Source organism: Prevotella sp. OH937_COT-195 (assembly GCF_003932845.1).
Classification (GTDB): Bacteria; Bacteroidota; Bacteroidia; order Bacteroidales; family Bacteroidaceae; genus Prevotella.
In genome coordinates this window covers 55,121-73,639 of sequence record NZ_RQZH01000010.1, presented here as the reverse complement: position 1 = coordinate 73,639, position 18,519 = coordinate 55,121, and the positions used below count along the sequence as shown (strand labels likewise).

General features: G+C 42.4%; 11 protein-coding genes and 2 pseudogenes. 2 read left to right on the top strand and 11 right to left on the bottom strand.

Translation table 11 applies throughout. The features are described 5' to 3' along the window. Both EII32_RS05680 and ppdK read right to left on the bottom strand, forming a co-directional pair. A pseudogene (locus EII32_RS05680) lies at positions 1-873 on the bottom strand (IS5 family transposase); the annotation flags it as partial. Positions 874-1,110: 237 nt separating this feature from the next. Next, positions 1,111-3,831, bottom strand: coding sequence for a pyruvate, phosphate dikinase (gene ppdK, locus EII32_RS05675; protein WP_125234473.1), 2,721 nt, complete (start codon positions 3,829-3,831; stop codon positions 1,111-1,113). Positions 3,832-4,195: 364 nt separating this feature from the next. Here ppdK and rlmD point away from each other — a divergent pair, with 364 nt between their 5' ends. Then, entirely contained in the window at positions 4,196-5,647 is a 1,452-nt protein-coding gene (gene rlmD / locus EII32_RS05670) for a 23S rRNA (uracil(1939)-C(5))-methyltransferase RlmD (protein WP_125234472.1), read from the top strand. Between the two features lie 72 nt (positions 5,648-5,719). Then, positions 5,720-7,921 (top strand): sodium-translocating pyrophosphatase, encoded by a 2,202-nt coding sequence (locus tag EII32_RS05665; RefSeq protein WP_125234471.1) that lies wholly within the window; start codon positions 5,720-5,722, stop codon positions 7,919-7,921. Positions 7,922-8,027: 106 nt separating this feature from the next. Here the strand turns inward: EII32_RS05665 and EII32_RS05660 are convergent, their stop codons facing one another. From EII32_RS05660 to EII32_RS05620, 9 genes and pseudogenes are all read right to left on the bottom strand, one after another. Next, the gene (locus EII32_RS05660) at positions 8,028-8,444 is read right to left on the bottom strand and encodes a hypothetical protein (RefSeq protein WP_233582313.1); all 417 of its coding nucleotides are present in this window, start codon (positions 8,442-8,444) and stop codon (positions 8,028-8,030) included. Between the two features lie 278 nt (positions 8,445-8,722). After that, positions 8,723-9,061: a cupin domain-containing protein gene (locus EII32_RS05655; RefSeq protein ID WP_125234470.1), complete on the bottom strand. Its 339-nt coding sequence runs from the start codon at positions 9,059-9,061 to the stop codon at positions 8,723-8,725. Between the two features lie 62 nt (positions 9,062-9,123). After that, positions 9,124-12,411: a TonB-dependent receptor domain-containing protein gene (locus EII32_RS05650; protein ID WP_125234469.1), complete on the bottom strand. Its 3,288-nt coding sequence runs from the start codon at positions 12,409-12,411 to the stop codon at positions 9,124-9,126. A 79-nt stretch (positions 12,412-12,490) separates the two neighbouring features. Next, positions 12,491-13,688: pseudogene (locus tag EII32_RS05645) on the bottom strand (ABC transporter permease). A gap of 18 nt (positions 13,689-13,706) precedes the next feature. Next, positions 13,707-14,351 carry an ATP-binding cassette domain-containing protein gene (locus EII32_RS05640; RefSeq protein WP_125234468.1) on the bottom strand — a complete coding sequence of 215 codons (645 nt, stop codon included), beginning with the start codon at positions 14,349-14,351 and terminating at the stop codon, positions 13,707-13,709. A 19-nt stretch (positions 14,352-14,370) separates the two neighbouring features. Continuing rightward, the gene (locus EII32_RS05635; RefSeq protein WP_125234467.1) at positions 14,371-15,708 is read right to left on the bottom strand and encodes a DUF4836 family protein; all 1,338 of its coding nucleotides are present in this window, start codon (positions 15,706-15,708) and stop codon (positions 14,371-14,373) included. A 17-nt stretch (positions 15,709-15,725) separates the two neighbouring features. After that, a complete protein-coding gene (locus tag EII32_RS05630; protein ID WP_125234466.1) occupies positions 15,726-16,463 on the bottom strand; it encodes a 16S rRNA (uracil(1498)-N(3))-methyltransferase in 738 nt (245 codons plus the stop codon). A gap of 12 nt (positions 16,464-16,475) precedes the next feature. Continuing rightward, positions 16,476-17,039: a bifunctional nuclease domain-containing protein gene (locus EII32_RS05625; protein WP_125234465.1), complete on the bottom strand. Its 564-nt coding sequence runs from the start codon at positions 17,037-17,039 to the stop codon at positions 16,476-16,478. Continuing rightward, positions 17,032-18,360: an MFS transporter gene (locus tag EII32_RS05620; protein WP_125234464.1), complete on the bottom strand. Its 1,329-nt coding sequence runs from the start codon at positions 18,358-18,360 to the stop codon at positions 17,032-17,034. The genes EII32_RS05625 and EII32_RS05620 overlap by 8 nt, the downstream gene beginning before the upstream one ends. Between the last annotated feature and the right edge of the window lie 159 nt (positions 18,361-18,519).

The following is an 18,519-nucleotide window of genomic DNA, read 5'->3' as shown; positions in this document are numbered from 1 at the left end:
AAGAATAAGTCCCGACCATGAGCGAAGAATGGACACCTTATTGCCAAACTCGTATTTCTTGTGTTCCTTGCCTTTGCCGATACATTGTACTTCGGGTTCGTGAAGGGAATATATCTTATCGCGGCTGTCACGTTTTTGAGAAAGAATCTTATGGAAGAGTCCAAACATCTTTTCATAACCTTTCTTGTCGGGAAGGTTGCGGTCAATCCCTGACCAAACGACCGGCTATAGTGCGCAAACTTCGGTCTGCCTTGAGTGCCTTCCTGTGATTCTCGGGGTGATTGCGAAAACGCCGGTCGAGGGAAATCTTTTTCAGCGTTCTTCGCTAACTCCGACGTAAAGGAAGTTTCCTCTCGCGAACGATTTTGAGAACCCGCCTGATTATCTTTTTATGCGACTTGGAATCCGTGGGATAAGTGATGTTCTTCTCCTGTACAGTGGAATCAATAAAAGCCGTGCCAAAATGATCCTCATCATCGTTCTCGGCGTTGACACGGATGCTCTCCGCAAGGATTATCTCCATCCCTTGACTGCCTGTGCGATTTCGAAAATGAGCCAAATCGGAAGCTTCGCAAGGTTCCTGAAGAAATTCCAATTGACCGCAGAAATACTGATAATAGGCATTTTCGCTCCACTGTAAAACGACGCTTTCGTCGGAAACATTACGCAAGTGTTTCAGAGAATTAAAAGACCGCACATCAAGCGAACGGGATGGGCGGGGCGGCCATTGGTTCTACAATATAAGGGAGAAAAGGCATCTTCAAATCTGCGCCAATTGATTTTATTGGCAAGCCTGTAAAGAGGATGATTGTGATCGAGCATATCCTCTAAGGAAGAGAATAATGATAGTTGGTTGGAGGTTCTTTTTAACATGAAATTCTGCAAGTTTTATACTGTAAAGGTACAAAAACTTGCAGAAATAGACAAATAAATAAGAGGATAATAGATTATAAATCAATAAAATAAACCTTTTTTAAGGAACGACTAATTAATAATATAATATTTTTACGCATTTACAATATCTATATTAAGGCTCATCCGACAAAACCAAGACAAGAACCTGTTGCCAAGTTCTTATCTTGTATTTAACTGATTATCAACACATTTCAATTATTCCTCTACGGCTGCCTGCGCGGCAGCCAAACGTGCTATTGGAACACGGAAAGGAGAACATGATGTGTAATCCATACCGATTTTAGCACAGAATTTGACAGAACTTGGTTCGCCTCCATGCTCACCACAAATGCCGCAGCGTAATTCGGGTCGAACGTCACGACCTTCCTTAACGGCATACTTTATGAGTTTGCCTACACCATTTTGGTCTAACACTTGGAACGGGTCAACCTTAAGTATTTTCTTGTCGAGATATACCGGCAAGAACGAGGCTATGTCATCGCGGCTGTAACCGAATGTCATCTGAGTCAAGTCGTTTGTTCCGAACGAGAAATATTGTGCTTCTTTCGCAATAAGGTCTGCAGTAAGAGCAGCACGTGGTATCTCAATCATTGTACCAACTTCATATTCAACCTCTATGCCATACTCTGCAAAAACTTCTTTTGCAGTTGCATATATAATGTCTTTCTGCTGCTTCAATTCTTCGTAAGTACCAATCAGCGGAACCATTATTTCCGGCATAGGATTCTTTCCTTCTTTCTTCAACTCGCATGCGGCTCCGAGTATTGCACGTGTCTGCATTGCAGTGATTTCCGGGAATGTTATACCCAAACGGCAACCACGGTGACCAAGCATTGGATTGTTCTCTGCCAAAGAGTCAACACGTCGTTTGATTGTTGTGATGTCAACCCCCATTTCATTTGCCATGATTTCCTGACCTGCCTTGTCGTGAGGAACAAACTCGTGGAGTGGCGGATCAAGCAAACGTACGTTTACGGGCATTCCGTCCATCGCATCAAGTATGCCTTTGAAATCGGCTTTTTGGTATGGCAGAAGTTTTGCGAGAGCTTTCTCGCGACCTTCTGCTGTGTCAGAAAGTATCATCTCGCGCATGGCGATAATCTTCTTGTCGTCAAAGAACATGTGTTCTGTACGTGTCAGACCAATACCCTGAGCACCAAACTGACGTGCCACCAATGCATCGTGCGGTGTATCGGCATTGGTGCGAACCAGCAACTTAGTATATTTGTCGCAGAGGTCCATCAATTCCTTGAAGTCACCTGACAATTCGGCAGCCTTTGTGGGAACTTCTCCTGCATATACCTGTCCGGTAGAACCATTAAGCGAGATAAAGTCGCCCTCTTTATATACAATGCCGTCTATTTCGACTGTCTTAGACTTATAGTCAACATTAATGCCACCCGCACCTGATACGCAGCATTTACCCATACCACGAGCAACCACGGCAGCATGCGATGTCATTCCTCCGCGTGCGGTAAGAATACCTTCGGCTGCAGCCATACCTGCCAAGTCTTCGGGAGATGTCTCAACACGCACCATTACAATCTTACGACCGTCATCGTGCCAAGCCTTGGCATCATCAGCATGGAAAACAATCTGACCACAAGCAGCACCCGGAGAGGCAGGAAGCCCCTGTGTGATAACCTTGGCATTCATCAATGCTTTCTTATCAAACACCGGATGAAGCAACTCATCGAGTTTCTGCGGTTCACATCTCATTATCGCCGTCTTCTCGTCAATCATGCCTTCGTGCAACAAATCTATCGCAATTTTTACCATTGCAGTGCCTGTGCGCTTGCCGTTACGAGTCTGTAAGAACCATAATTTGCCTTCTTGAACGGTAAACTCCATGTCCTGCATGTCATGGTAATGATGTTCCAACTTATCCTGAAGTTCGTCAAGCTGCTTGAAAATCTCCGGCATGGTCTCTTCCATTGAAGCGTAATTTGTTGCACGTTCTTCCTCTGAAATACCTGCACGTTCTGCCCATCGTTGTGAACCAACCTTGGTAATTTGCTTCGGAGTACGAATACCGGCAACAACGTCTTCACCTTGTGCATTGACGAGATACTCTCCGTTGAATATGTTCTCACCATTACCGGCATCACGGCTGAAACATACACCTGTCGCAGATGTTTCGCCCATGTTGCCGAATACCATTGCCATTACAGATACGGCCGTACCCCATTCATCGGGAATACCTTCCATCTTGCGGTAAAGTATGGCACGTTCGTTCATCCAACTGCGGAACACGGCACACACCGCACCCCACAACTGTTCTATTGGGTCGTTCGGGAAATCTTTGCCGGTACGCTCTTTGATTGCTTCTTTGAAAAGCCTTACGAGGTCTTTCAATTCCTCAACACTCATGTCTTTGTCAAGTTTCACACCACGGCGTTCCTTCACTTTATCAATAATTTCCTCAAACGGATCCATGTCTTCCTTGTTGACCGGCTTCATTTCAAGCACCACGTCACCATACATCTGTACGAAACGACGATACGAGTCGTAAACAAAATGAGGATTACCCGTTTTCTTTACCATTCCTTCGGCTACTTCATCATTGAGACCGAGGTTCAGTATCGTATCCATCATACCCGGCATGGAAGCACGAGCACCGGAACGAACGCTGACAAGCAACGGGTTCTGCGTGTCTCCAAACTTTGAGTTCATCAATGTCTCAATATGCTTGACGGCTGCCATAACCTCATCGGTAAGCAGACTTATAATCTTTTTCTGCCCTACTTCATAATACTCGTTGCAGCAATCTGTCGTGATAGTAAATCCCGGGGGAACGGGAACTCCAATAAGATTCATTTCTGCAAGGTTCGCTCCCTTGCCACCGAGTTTCTCTTTCATCGTTGCATTACCCTCGGCTTTACCATTGCCGAAAAGGTAAACTCTTTTTTCACTCATAAATATTGTTTCTGATTTTTGGGTGTATTATTTATTTTGCAAAAATAGTAATTTAAAACAAATCTCACAAGAAAATCACAGAAAAGTTGTAAATGAAACATTACATTTCATTGTTTTTATGTAAACAAGAACAAATTATTAAACAAATTTCACAAAACAAAAAGGTATTAGGAGCATATTCTAATTTTGTAATATTACAATACACATGCAAATAAAATATGCCCGCATAAAAAACAATTATGACTCATAAAAACATTGGAAATGTTTGTGAAATAAACATTTTTAATTATCTTTGCCAATTGTTAGCAAGAGAGAAGGAGTAACTTTCAGAACTCCAATAACAACGCTTATATTAATAAAAATAATGACAAGAAAAAAGAAACCATTGCCACTGCTTGAGAACATAACAATTACCGACTGTGCAGCCGAGGGAAAATCCCTTGCAAGAGTTGATGACTTGGTGGTGTTTGTACCTTTCTGTGTTCCGGGTGACATAGTGGATATACAATTACGAAAGAAAAAACATAACTATGCCGAAGGGGAGGTTATGCGATTCGTAAAAAAGAGTGATGTACGACAAGAAGCGATGTGCCAACATTTCGGTGTATGCGGAGGTTGTAAATGGCAGACACTGCCATACAACGAGCAACTTAAGATGAAACAAAGACAAGTTAGCGATCAACTGCATCGTATCGGGAAAATAGAACTACCGGAAATAAGCCCGATATTAGGCAGCAGGCAAACTAAAGAATACCGCAACAAACTCGAGTTCGGCTGCTCCAACAAACGGTGGAGAACATGGGAGGAGATGAAAGAATTGAAAGAAACACGACCAGAAAGTATAACGGAGAACGAAGGAGCAATAGGTTTCCACATAACCGGTGCTTTCGACAAAATACTACCAATAGAAAAATGTCATCTTATGCACCCTCTTAACAATGACATACGCAACTCGATACGTGATTTCGCCCTCTCAACAGGCATGACATTCTTCGACCTGAGACAACAGCATGGAATGCTGAGAGACATCATGATACGCAACTCAAACACAGACGAATGGATGGTGTTGGTACAGTTTCACTTTGACGAGCAAGACGACGAACAGCGTGCAATGAATCTCATGCAGCACATCGCAGACTCTTTTCCTCAAGTGACTTCATTGCTATGGGTAGATAACCATAAGTGCAACGATACGTTTGGCGATCTTGACCTGCATCTTTTCAAAGGAAAGGATCATATTTTTGAACTAATGGAAAAACTAAAATTCAAAGTCGGACCGAAAAGTTTCTACCAAACCAATACCGAGCAAGCGTATGAACTATACAAAATTGCACGAGATTTTGCTTTTGCAGACTCCGTTGATCTTCCACTTGTTTACGATCTTTATACGGGTACCGGCACGATAGCCAATTTCGTTGCACACAAGGCAAGGAAAGTTATTGGCATAGAATATGTACCGGAGGCTATTGAAGATGCCAAAGTAAACTCTGAGATAAACGGAATAGACAACACGTTGTTCTATGCCGGAGACATGAAAGACATTCTCAACGAAGATTTTATCAACGAACACGGCAGGCCGGACATCATAATAACCGATCCGCCTCGTGCCGGAATGCACCCTGATGTAGCAGATACGATTATCAAAGCACAACCGGAAGTAATTGTATATGTAAGTTGTAATCCAGCAACACAAGCACGCGACTTACAACTACTTGACAGAGAATATCGTGTAACAAACGTGCAACCTGTAGATATGTTTCCTCACACGCCGCATGTAGAAAATGTCGTAAGACTTGTAAGAAGAGAGAACATATAATGCGATTCGATAACGCCATAAATTAAGATGACATTTTTCACGACCTTAGTTAACAATTAAAAATAAAAGATTATGATTCCTAATGTATTTTGGCTCGTGCCGATAGCATCGGTTGCAGCCCTTATAATGGCTTGGTTTTTCTTTCGCCAAATGATGAAAGAAGAGGAAGGAACTCCGCGAATGGTAGAGATTGCCGAATATGTACGCCGTGGAGCAATGGCATATCTCAAGCAGCAATACAAGATTGTATTCATCGTGTTTATTGTATTGGCGTTGGTTTTTGCAATAATGGCTTATGTGCTGAAAGTACAGAACGAATGGGTTCCTTTTGCATTCCTTACGGGAGGCTTTTTCTCCGGACTGGCAGGTTTCTTCGGGATGAAGACCGCAACATACGCCAGTGCACGCACAGCCAATGCCGCACGAAAAAGTCTCAACAGCGGACTGCGTGTGGCGTTCCGTTCAGGTGCGGTAATGGGATTGGTTGTAGTAGGTCTCGGATTGCTTGACATAGCGATTTGGTTCATCGTCCTGAATGCTTTCTACCAAGGAGAGAATACGGCATTGATAACAATAACCACAACAATGCTTACATTCGGTATGGGAGCATCGACACAGGCTCTGTTTGCCCGTGTAGGAGGAGGAATATATACCAAGGCAGCAGACGTGGGAGCCGATCTCGTTGGAAAGGTCGAGGCAAACATTCCCGAAGACGATCCGCGCAACCCTGCAACCATAGCCGACAACGTGGGAGACAATGTGGGTGACGTGGCCGGAATGGGAGCCGACTTATACGAAAGTTACTGTGGCAGCATACTTTCAACGGCAGCACTCGGTGCAACGGCATTCGCGCTGAATACCGACATGCAGTTGCGAGCAGTAATTGCGCCGATGATAATTGCAGCAGTAGGTGTGTTCCTTTCTATAATAGGAATATTCCTCGTTCGCACAAAAGAAGGGGCAACAATGAAAGACTTGCTACACTCGCTCGGTATAGGTACAAACGTATCGGCAGTATTTATTGCCATCGCATCATTTGCAATCCTCTATTTGCTAAAAATAGATAACTGGCTCGGAATATCATTCTCTGTACTGACAGGACTCACAGCCGGCGTGTTAATAGGTCAGGCAACAGAATATTACACCTCGCACAGTTACAAACCTACGAAGGACATTTCGGCTGCATCACAGACCGGCTCGGCAACTGTAATAATAAAAGGTATAGGGACAGGCATGATTTCTACCATGATTCCTGTGGTTACAATTTCGGTGGCAATAATGCTTAGTTATCTATGTGCCAACGGATTTGACATGTCAATGAGTGCGACAAGCATCTCAAAAGGACTTTACGGAATAGGCATTGCTGCCGTCGGAATGTTATCCACACTCGGCATTACACTCGCCACCGATACCTACGGACCTATTGCCGACAATGCCGGTGGAAATGCTGAAATGAGCGAACTCGGCGAGGAGGTACGCCACCGCACAGACGCGCTTGATGCACTCGGCAACACCACTGCCGCAACAGGCAAAGGATTCGCAATCGGTTCTGCCGCACTTACCGCATTGGCATTGCTGGCATCATATATAGAAGAAATTAAGATTGCCATGGCACGAGCCGTAGAAAATGGAGCGGTATATATAGATGCACTCGGAAACAAATTCAACCCGTCAACGGCAAACATGAATGATTTTATGCAATTTTTCCAAGTAACACTCATAAATCCCAAAGTACTTGTCGGAGCATTCATCGGAGCGATGGCCGCTTTCCTCTTCTCGGGAATAACTATGGGAGCCGTCGGACGTGCCGCGGGAAGCATGGTCGACGAGGTGCGCCGCCAGTTCCGCGAGATAAAAGGTATTCTCGAAGGCAAGGCAACACCCGACTATGGTCGCTGTGTAGAAATTTCCACACGTTCGGCACAACGCGAAATGGTATTCCCGTCACTTCTTGCCATCGCCATACCAATCATTATAGGCTGTGTACTCGGTGTTGCTGGTGTACTCGGACTGCTCGTTGGCGGTCTTGCCGCAGGCTTCACACTCGCCATTTTCATGGCAAATTCAGGTGGGGCATGGGACAATGCCAAGAAGATGGTTGAAGAAGGAAACTTTGGAGGAAAAGGCTCTGATTGTCACAAGGCAACAATAGTAGGTGATACCGTTGGCGACCCGTTCAAAGATACGAGTGGTCCGTCACTGAACATACTGATAAAACTGATGTCAATGGTAAGCATTGTGATGGCCGGGCTTACCGTTGCATGTATTATCTGACAAGTTTATCCATTATCCACTTATGGAACAAATACAAAGAATGGGCTGTACGTGTTGGTGCAGCCCATTCTTCATAACCACAAACAGTCGCAATGTTATTATTGAGTCAGAACTCCAATTCAAGTCCTATCATCAGTTCTTCCGGAGCGAAACGTATCCCGAACCCATCATTACCTAGTTCTGCTTCCTCTCCTACGAAATAGTTGTTCCTATAACCGGCAAAACCCATGCGCATGCACAGGCAGAAACCTTTGGCAAGATCAACACAAACACCCGGGCGTACACCTATCTCGTAACCATTTCGTTTGTTGCCTGCATTTGGATATTTCGGATTTGCATGGTTGAACCCCACCCCGCCGTCTAAATAAAGATTAAACGGACCTCTGTGCATATAATAATATCGCAAGAATGGCGAAACCTTATATACGCGTGTCGTTTGTTTTATTCCTTCATCGCGTTCTGACTCAACACCAAATCCCAACATCAGTCCTGCTGCCCAAGTGTGGTTAAACCTCCACCCCATTTCGGGAAACATCTGAAATGTGGAAGCCTTTGTATTGTTATTGTTCCAATATGTAAAAGCCCCACCTAAGAAAAGGCCCTCATCGTGATCGTCCTCATGAAATAAATTTGAAGGCTCTTGTGCCGAGACACATAATTGAAAGGATAATAATAAAACGGAAAACAATATTTTTTTCATGTATTTTCAGTGTTAATCTTTATTTGTTTTAAACTTCATGCAAAATTAATAAAAAGAAAAGATGCCACAATACTTAACTTAAAAGGAATGATTTCTTATTTCTAATCATGGTGCTCTCCTATGACTGCGAAGAATGTGAGATTTTCCGTACCATTGTTTTGCAAGGAATGACTTCCACCCTTCGGACAATAATGTACACCACCTGTATGTACCACCTCTTCTGCACCACCCTCAAGAATATAAGTGGCTGTTCCGGAAAGGATATACATCGTTTCAGAATTCTGAGTATGCGTATGATAACCTATTGACGAGTTCGGTTCGAGAGTACCGAACATTATTTTATTGTCACAATCATCAAATGCCCTCATTATATATCTTCCATTTCCACCTTTGAAATTGGGTATGATTTTCTCTTCAAGTTTTTCTTTTATTATTTCCATTTCTGTTTGTTTATATAGAAAAGAGCGAGGAAAGGATTTTTCCTCACTCTGACTGTAATCAATTAATTAAAAATGTATTTCAAGCCGAACTGCAATCGCCAACACTGACCGTAATTGTGATTATATTCCCATGTCTTAGTCGGATATTTTCCGTTAATTTTAACCATCGAGAAAACAGGAGTTCCATTGTCCACTTTGTCAACTTTCAAGAACTGCCCGTTGTTGCATGGCTCCATCGTTTTGCTGACACCCCATTTTGAGTTCAGCAAGTTTCCTATGTTCATTATGTCTGCACTAAGTTGCAACTTGTGTGTGTTTTGACCGAGACGAATAACGAAATCATGAGTCCAACGGAAATCGAAACGATGTGTCCAAGGAGCGCGTGCACTGTATGCTTCTGCATACTTACCACGGTGTGAATTGAGATATTTGTCTTGTTCTACAAATCTCCAGAAAGCGGCACGGTCTGATTCTGATGAGAACTTTATCTGCGAATCGTCAAGCGGAATATACATAAGATCAAATTGTAGTCCGTCTCCGTTTACATCGCCCTTATAGAAGAAACTATATCCCGCAGGACTGAATACTGTATAGAACAAAGTTATGTTCTCTTTAAAGAAACGATAATTTATTGAAGCAACGACACGATCGGGAATGACAAACCTCGAGTTCTGCACATCAAGATTGTTCGGACCATTCACTGTAAAAAGCCCCTGCCATGCAGAAGAAGCATTGGCTCCCGGCATTCCAGACACTTCTTTCATAACCGTATGTGTGTAGGCTGCCATTATATTAAGGTTTTTTACCGGTTCGGCATTAAGTGTCACATTTGCCGTCCATCCATAACCTTTGCTCGTGTTTGTTAACACACAGGCATCAACAAGATTTACACCGTTCGTCCCCTTCGAATAGTATCGGAAATCTTTTGGATAAACCCAACGATTGTCCGCACCTTGCAAACGAGACCATGTTTCATCAGGGCGTTTGATATTATAGTTATCGAGCATTACCGCCTGTATATTCTTTGTGTAAGTAAACTCTCCTGTAATAGACATCGGGAAACTAACCGGCAACTGATAGTCGATTGCTATTGATGATTTCCACACTTGTGGCATCTTGAAATCCGGATCAACACCCGCAATTCCGGAAGGAACCGTTCCTTTTTCCGGAGTTATTGTCGTAGGAGTGCCAAGCAACGAGATTATCTCTGACGGGTCTGTTACTATACGCCCCGCAAACTTGTCAAGTCGTTCGTCGCGCGACTGCACCACCCCGTTTTTGTATATCGTACCGGCAGTAGCAAGATACTGTATCATACCGGAGTTTGTTGGCATATTGGTAAAGAATACCAACGGTAAACGTCCGGCAAATAATCCTGTGCCACCTCGTACTTTAAGTGTTTTATCTCCGAGTACATCCCATACAAAACCTAAACGAGGAGAAATCTGAACGTTATTACCCGGCCATTTACCGGTATCAATATGACGACCACCGAAATCGAGGTTCAATATCGCATTGTTTGTCATCACATCATCGTTATTGAAAATCAATTCGTCAAAACGAATACCTGCCGTCAACTTAAGTTTTTTCAAAACATTCCATTCGTCTTGCATATAAAAACCGAGTTGATTGAACCGTACTTGAGCATGTGGGTGTGTATTGCCATTGTAACCATATTGTATTGCCACGGATTCCGGAGCAGCACCATTTAAGAAATCGTCAAGAGAGCGATAGCGATAATATCCCGTGCCATTGCGCATATATGAATTGTTTGCCAGTTGATGCTCAAAACTGAGACCTGCGGTCAATTTGTGTGTTCCAATATAATAAGTAAAATTGTCTATGAGCGTGGTAACCTTGTTGTTAACGGCATTGTTCCAAGAGAACAGTTCATATCCGAGCGACATATATGGCTCTATTTTCTGGGTAACCATACCATCTGCTGCAGTATCGTATCCCGCCAAAATGTCGATAAAAGGGAATGGAGCGGAATTGCTGCCGCGTTCATCCTGAATGTTGCTATATGTAAACAACAACTGGTTCGCAATATTATTACCGAAATGACTGTTAAGATCGGCAGATACAGAAGTAACCTTGTTGTTCATGCTATATATCGAATTGGCGAAGCCCATTGAGAATTTTGAGAAACGATCGAGTGTGAACCGGGTATTAACATCGGCCGAAGAGCGGTTTGTTGGCAACCAAGAGGTGTTGTTTGTATGATTAAAACGCACCGCGAGATGATGTTTCTGAGTAATGTTCCAATCTATGCGTGCAAGAATTTTCAAGTTATCTTCATCTGACGGGAAATTTGTATATGATCCGGTATCATATCCGTATTTGTCGAGCATAAATTTATGTACTGCTTCCATGTCGGCAATTGTTGTGCGGGAAATGAAATTATTTCCGTCCGCAACACCGTCTGTTGAAGCACGCCAGTTTATGGCGACAGTAGGAATTTTCTCATATTCCACATTTGTAAAGAAGAAAAGACGGTCTTTAATAATCGGTCCTCCGAACGTAAAGCCATATATGGACTTGCGGTCTTTCTTGCGGTCACCGAGACTTTCTCCATCAATTTTGTTGCCACGCAAATTCTCGTTTCGTTGATATGTGTATGCCGTGCCTCGGAAAGTATTCGTACCGGATTTCGTCACAGCATTGATACCGCCTCCGATAAAATTGGTCTGCCTTACATCGAATGGAGAGACAACAACTTGTATTTCATCTATTGCATCCATTGAAATAGGTGTTCCTCCACCGGGTAGTTTGTCCGTCAAACCAAAATTATTGTTGAAATTGGCACCATCTATGGTAAAGTTGGTCGAGCGACCGTCGCCACCGGCAAACCCCATGCCGTTTGCGTATGGAGAAAGCCGGGCAATGTCGGATATACTGCGATTAATTGTAGGTAACGATGTGATCATGCGCTGATTGATGTTGGTAGTCGCACCGGTCTTTTCTATGGAAAACTTAGAGCCTTTGCCGGTTACCAACACTTCGCCAAGTTCATTGACATCTTCGTTCAGATTGACATCAAGGTCATAAATCTCACCAAGCTGCAATGTTATGTCACGATAAATAATGTCTTTGTAACCAATATATGATATTGTCACATCGTAAGGTCCGCCATTGCGCATACCCTGAATGGTAAAACGTCCGTTGGTGTTAGTAACAGCAGCATAACTGGTACCAGATGGTTTATGAATAGCCTTGATGGTGGCACCTATTATTGTCTCCCCACCTGCATCTCGTACAAGACCGGACATTGACGAAGTTGTGACTTGCGCCCATAATACTGATGAAGAAATCATCAACAGAGCAATAAGGAAATGAATTCTTTTCTGCATAGTTAGATTTATTGTTTTAATTGTTATTAATTGCAAAGATAAAATAATTTAAAGACATTGCAAAAAAAATATGTACAAATCAATCTTTAAGATACCAAATTCTCTGTATCTTACGCCTTATTATAACAATATTCATTAGCGACACTACGACCAACAATAATAATCCGAGCAAGAAAGAAGGCATGACAGATGTATCAGGAAGCCGGGGGAATAGTCCGTATATAATATCCATGTAATAGCCACGCACAAATAAAAGAAACAGCATTGCCATAGTAAAGACCGTAATATTAAGCATCAGCATGAGTAATTGATAAGGGCGTGCCACCTGAGAAGGAGTGTAGCCAACCAGCAGAAGGTTCTCAAGTTTTGTTGTGTTTTTTTGGACTAACAAGTATATGCTCAACATGAGTATATAGAAACTCAAGACACTTATTAAAAGTCCTATAATCATTACAATAACAACGAGCAAGCGCAGGAAAGATGCGGTCTTCTCCGCATTCACATCTCCTTTGTCAAGTTCAAGGTTATGTCTTTCAAGATAAGAAGTGAGTTTGGCATCTGTAGGGTCATAAATCTCAAGTATAAGGCGCGTAGGCATCTGACCTGACGAAGAAGAAAAGTTATCATTTCCCCATGATATAAATGACTGTGGAACAAGTATGGTGTTCAGTTTGTTTGAAAAACCAATAACTTTTCCTTTCAATTCTACCGACTTGTCTTTACCATGTATGTTTAGTTTTAAATCTATCATACTTGCCAATCCTTCGCTTATCTTCGGCAAATTACGGCTTTGTGCGAAACCGAAATTATACATATTGATATATGAACGCGGAAGAACAACCGGTACGACCTTGCAACCTTCCGAGAAACTCCATTCGGATAACGGAACGTCAATGAAACCGTCCGGTACGCTTTCAAGGAATATCTCTGACGAAAAAACACTCCGTCCGGATATTCCCATCGAAGCATTAACAATAAAGTCGGCACGCGTGAAAGAGCCTGTTTCCTTTACAAAAGGCTGTGATGACAATTCATCAATTTCGGCATTCGTAAACGTGTTGGCTGCCCCGGTCAATGTCATGGCATTGCCTACTTTCTTGTTTATTACGATGAAATCGGCTTTTAGGAACGTATCTTTTGCCGTAAAAACCGGAATTACATCACTATAGAATTGAAATCCCATCAACAATGAACATACCGAACAAGTTGGCAAATAAGAAACCGGTAATCTGAGGTATGCTTATATGTTGGCGGAGTAATTTCCAAACGAGATTCATATTATTGCTTGTTTTTCGCTACAATTTCAAAATGTTGTCATATCGCATTTCAATGCGTTTGCCGATGCTTGTTGTAATAATTCCGGCTCCCTGACTTTCCGCCTCTTCCATTATTATATCTCCCATCGTTTTTGAGTTGTCTTCGTCAAGATGACTTATCGGTTCGTCTGCAATTATAAAATCGAAGGGCTGAACCAAGGCACGCATCATTGCCACACGTTGCTGCTGACCAAACGACAAAATCCTTACTTTTTCGTCAAGTTTGTCTGAAATGCCAAGACGTTCGAACCATTTGACAATATCCTCCTTAGACTTGAATTTAGTAAGACGGTTCTTTATTTCTATGTTTTCAAAGGCCGTCAATTCCGGGAACAGGCGCAGTTCTTGAAAAAGATAACTTAAATTATATTTCCTCACATCTGTCCATTTTTTTATACTCATATCCCTTAAATCGACATCATTAAACATTATTCTTCCGGAATAATCCCTGCGGTACCCGACAATATAACTGCAAAAAGTACTTTTCCCCTTACCACTTTCTGCTTCAAGAAGATATGTTTTTCCTTTCAAAAACTCTACTTCCCGTCTCCAAACATCGCTTTGCAAACCGACATTCCCGACAAACACATCGGGCAATACATTATCAAATAATATCTTGTCCACAGAATTGCTGTTTTTTTCTTCATTCTTTAATATACATGATTTTTGTTGTACCGCCTGACAAGGATCTCATAATTCCGGCAAAAGTCTCATTCCTAATCTTGTCTGTATTAAAAAGCATTGCAAGTTTCGAACCCACAACTTTCGATTTAACCTCTTCAGGTAAAGCACAATATGATGTGTTTCTTACATCATTATCCGTGCTCCCATGAAACAAAGACGAAATGAAAATGTTGTCGGAAGAGACAGAAAAACAGAATTTAACATCATCATTAATATATACATAAGTGTCTTTCCCTGCATCAATCATCTTAGATCCTGCGGGGCAGGACAATTTCCAATATCCCACATCGGCAAGAAAATCTTTCTTGTGCAGACGCGCCTTAAAATAAAAGTCACCATCAAGGTTCGGAAACGAAAATACGATGTTGCCATTCACGCTACGCAATATGTTGTCCATATCAACGACAGTATTCGCTCCGACAAGCAGTACCTGAGTACTTCTGTTTTGTTGCATTACTTTCAACAGTTCATTTCCTTCTGCATTCATAAACATGTGGCACAAACTGTTTGAAGGCAAATTGTCAAGCATATCATCGGTAATATTCCGAAAAATCTTGTCGTTTTCTTTTAACTTAATATCTATTCCGCGATTGAAAGAAAACGTTTTTCCATGTATTACCGCCATTCCATCTTCATGGTTCATTCCGACAGAAAGGATAATCTGCGATAAATCTGCCTCCTTGGGCATGCCGAGTGTAAACGGTAAAATCAGTTTTTCCGGCAAGGCTGACATACGGGCGACAATCGAAATAGGAGCATTAATAGAGTCGAGCTTCATGAACATCTTTGATTCTCTAACATCATTTCCGTCATCACGACGAAACATTTTCTGCATTTTCTGCTCTGTGGCAACTCTTTGCATGGAAGTAATCGGACCGATTACGATCAATGCTTCGTCGGAATATCCTGCAAGCCATGAATTGTCAATCAATACAAAAGTGTTTCCACGATGTTGTTCGGGAGACGTACACTTACCTTTTGAATACATAGACACGAATTGTTTCGTTACGTCATCTGCATTTTCCACACGTGCCACAAGTCCGATAGTACCGTCCGGCGTTTCGAAAGCATATATCTTAGATGAAATATCCAGACCGCATTCAGTTATGTCTTCAAATCCGATAATGTCCTTCAACACATCACCGATACCACATTCATCCGGCGATTGGTTTTGCATAAGGTCTATAGAAGCGATGGCAATGCTTTCCATCGGAATGACATTAAGATAATCGTCATTCGAACACGACATCGTAAGCATTACCAATGATGCTGCCAAAATATCTCGCAACGTGTTCATTATTACCTGAACATATTTTAGTGTTTCATAATGCGACGAGACAAATGAGCCATCATTGCTGCCGACAGTGCAGCTGTCTCGGTACGCAACCGACAAGGACCGAGCGATACCGGCACAAAGCCGTAATCTATTGCAAGCCTTACCTCGTCTGTCGAGAAATCGCCTTCAGGCCCTATCATAACCGTAACGTCGGCCTCATTGTCAGAGAACGGCTTTTGCAATTCCGTGAAAAGATCTCTGCGCTCTATCTCGTCATAACAATGTGCTATGTATTTCCTGCCCGAAATTGGGAGCGAAACGAAATTATTGAACGTCATCATCTGATTTAATGCGGGTTTCCATGCCTTACGACTCTGCTTGACTGCGGAGACGATTATTTTCTCAAGTCTTGCCGTCTTAATCATTCTGCGTTCGGAAAAGCGGCAATTCAAGAAACTGAAATCATCTATACCTATCTCTGTCGCCTTCTCAACAAACCACTCCATTCTGTCCATCATCTTGGTAGGAGCTGTGGCAATACATATTCTCCCTTTCCATACCGGAACTTGTGGAATTATTTCCGAAACCTTGTAAAGACATCGCTTTGTGGCGGCAAGAGTGACAACGGTACGATAGAAACACCCTTCGCCATCCATCAAGAACATCTCGTCGCCACTTTTCAATCGAAGAACTCTGAGGGCGTGCATTGCCTCATCGTCAGGAAGTTCGTTGGTGTTACCCGCATCGGGCACGAAGAAATACCTTGCCTCTTTCATAATGGTTCAGAATTATTTGCCCAAACCCGAAGTGCGTCTGTTACGTTCTTCCGTAAGCAAAGATGCCTGCTCGTAATTCTCCTCGTTTATGGCACGTTCTATTGCCTTGTCAAGCATCTCTATACTCATGGCGTTCATGGGCAGGGGAATTTTCATTTCCACCGAAGGATTGCGATACATTACAGACTGTTGACGCATTAAACGTTCGTCTATATATAGCGGAATATCGCTTGCCACGGACAACAGTACTGCATCCGAGACCCGAATTGGTATCACGTCATTGGTGTCATCATTCACTATCACAGAATCGTATTGACCATCGGAAATACCATTTATAAGCATATAAAAGCATAGATGCATCCGGTCTGAAATAATGGAGGAAAGTACTTCGGGAAGCATACGCTGTGTGACAGGTATTTTCCTGACACGCATATCCAACTGTACAGCCATGTCGCGACCACACACTATGGAAATTTGACGTTCACGCTGCTCGTCTGCAAGTATTATAAGAGCAAGATCGTCAGAACCTACTATCTCCGACACACTTACAAACCGAAGTCTTATTCCTTTATACATTTCTCTTTTTTTTCTTCTTGTCAGGATGGAATATCAGTGCAAACGATATGGCAACTACAAACGCGTATGCCGAGAAGATGAACCAACAAGACTGCCAATCGCCAACAAGGAAACCGTTTTCCCATTTACAGAAATGATTTACTATTTCCCCGGCTGCCAGCGTACCGACAGTTGCACCAAGACCATTTGTCATCAACATGAACAACCCTTGAGCAGATGCCTTTATCGATGTATCGCACTCTTGATCAACAAACATTGCTCCGGAAACATTGAAGAAATCGAAAGCCACACCATACACAACACAGGACAAAATAAACAATATTACTCCCGGCATTGCAGGGTTGCCCGTACCGAAGAAGCCAAAACGTAACACCCATGCAAACATTGCAATAAGCATGACAATCTTTATACCGTAACGACGAAGGAAGAACGGTATCATGAGGATACATATAGCCTCGCTTACTTGGGATATTGAAGTGAGAAGCGTTGCATTATTTGCAGCGAACGACGAAGAGATAAGTACATCGGCACTCCCCTTGAAACTGGTAATGAAAGGACCGGCATAACCGTTCGTAACCTGCAATGACATACCGAGGAGAGTTGAGAATATAAAGAACAACGCCATCTTTTTGGTCTTGAACAACTTGAAGGCATTAAGCCCGATTGATTCTGCAAACGACTGTGCCTCTTTTTTCTCTATCTTGCACTGAGGGAGTGTAAAGCAATATAGGAAGAGTATTAAACTAAGAATTCCGGAGACAAAGAATTGCATGTAGGTATATTGAAATTTGTGTGCATTATCGGACAACGTGAAAAAGAAAGCACCGTCTTCCCATACAGCACAGTTTACGAACCACATTGTTATGATAAAACCTATTGTTCCAAGAACTCTTATTGGTGGAAATGCCTTTATGGTATCAAGTCCGTTGTTCTTCAATATAGTAAATGCCGCGGTATTAGTCAAAGCCAAAGTGGGCATATAGAAAGCAACGCTCAATGTGTACATTGCCACAAACAAGCCTTTGTTGGACAATTCGTTACCGAAACCGGCAGAGAAGCCCATGTACCAACAGAAAAGCATTGCCCCACCTGCGACCAAATGACACAGACCCAACAATCGTTGCGGTTGTATATATTTATCGGCAACTATCCCCATTATTGTCGGCATAAATATGGATACGATACCTTGCAAGGCATAAAACCAAGATATTTGCGTACCCAGTCCTGCAATTCCCAAATAATTTCCCATGCATGTGAGATAGGCTCCCCACACAGCAAATTCGAGAAAATTCATCAATGACAAACGAAATTTCAAATTCATACGTTTTAAGAATCTATTTTTTTATTTTGCGCACAAAGGTACACAAAAAAAAGATACCTTCAAAATAAAATTTATCAAAACTTAAAAGAGCATTTTAACACGCATAACATACCCTTGTAAATGAATTTGACGAACTTAAAAACAAAGATTGATTGCCTG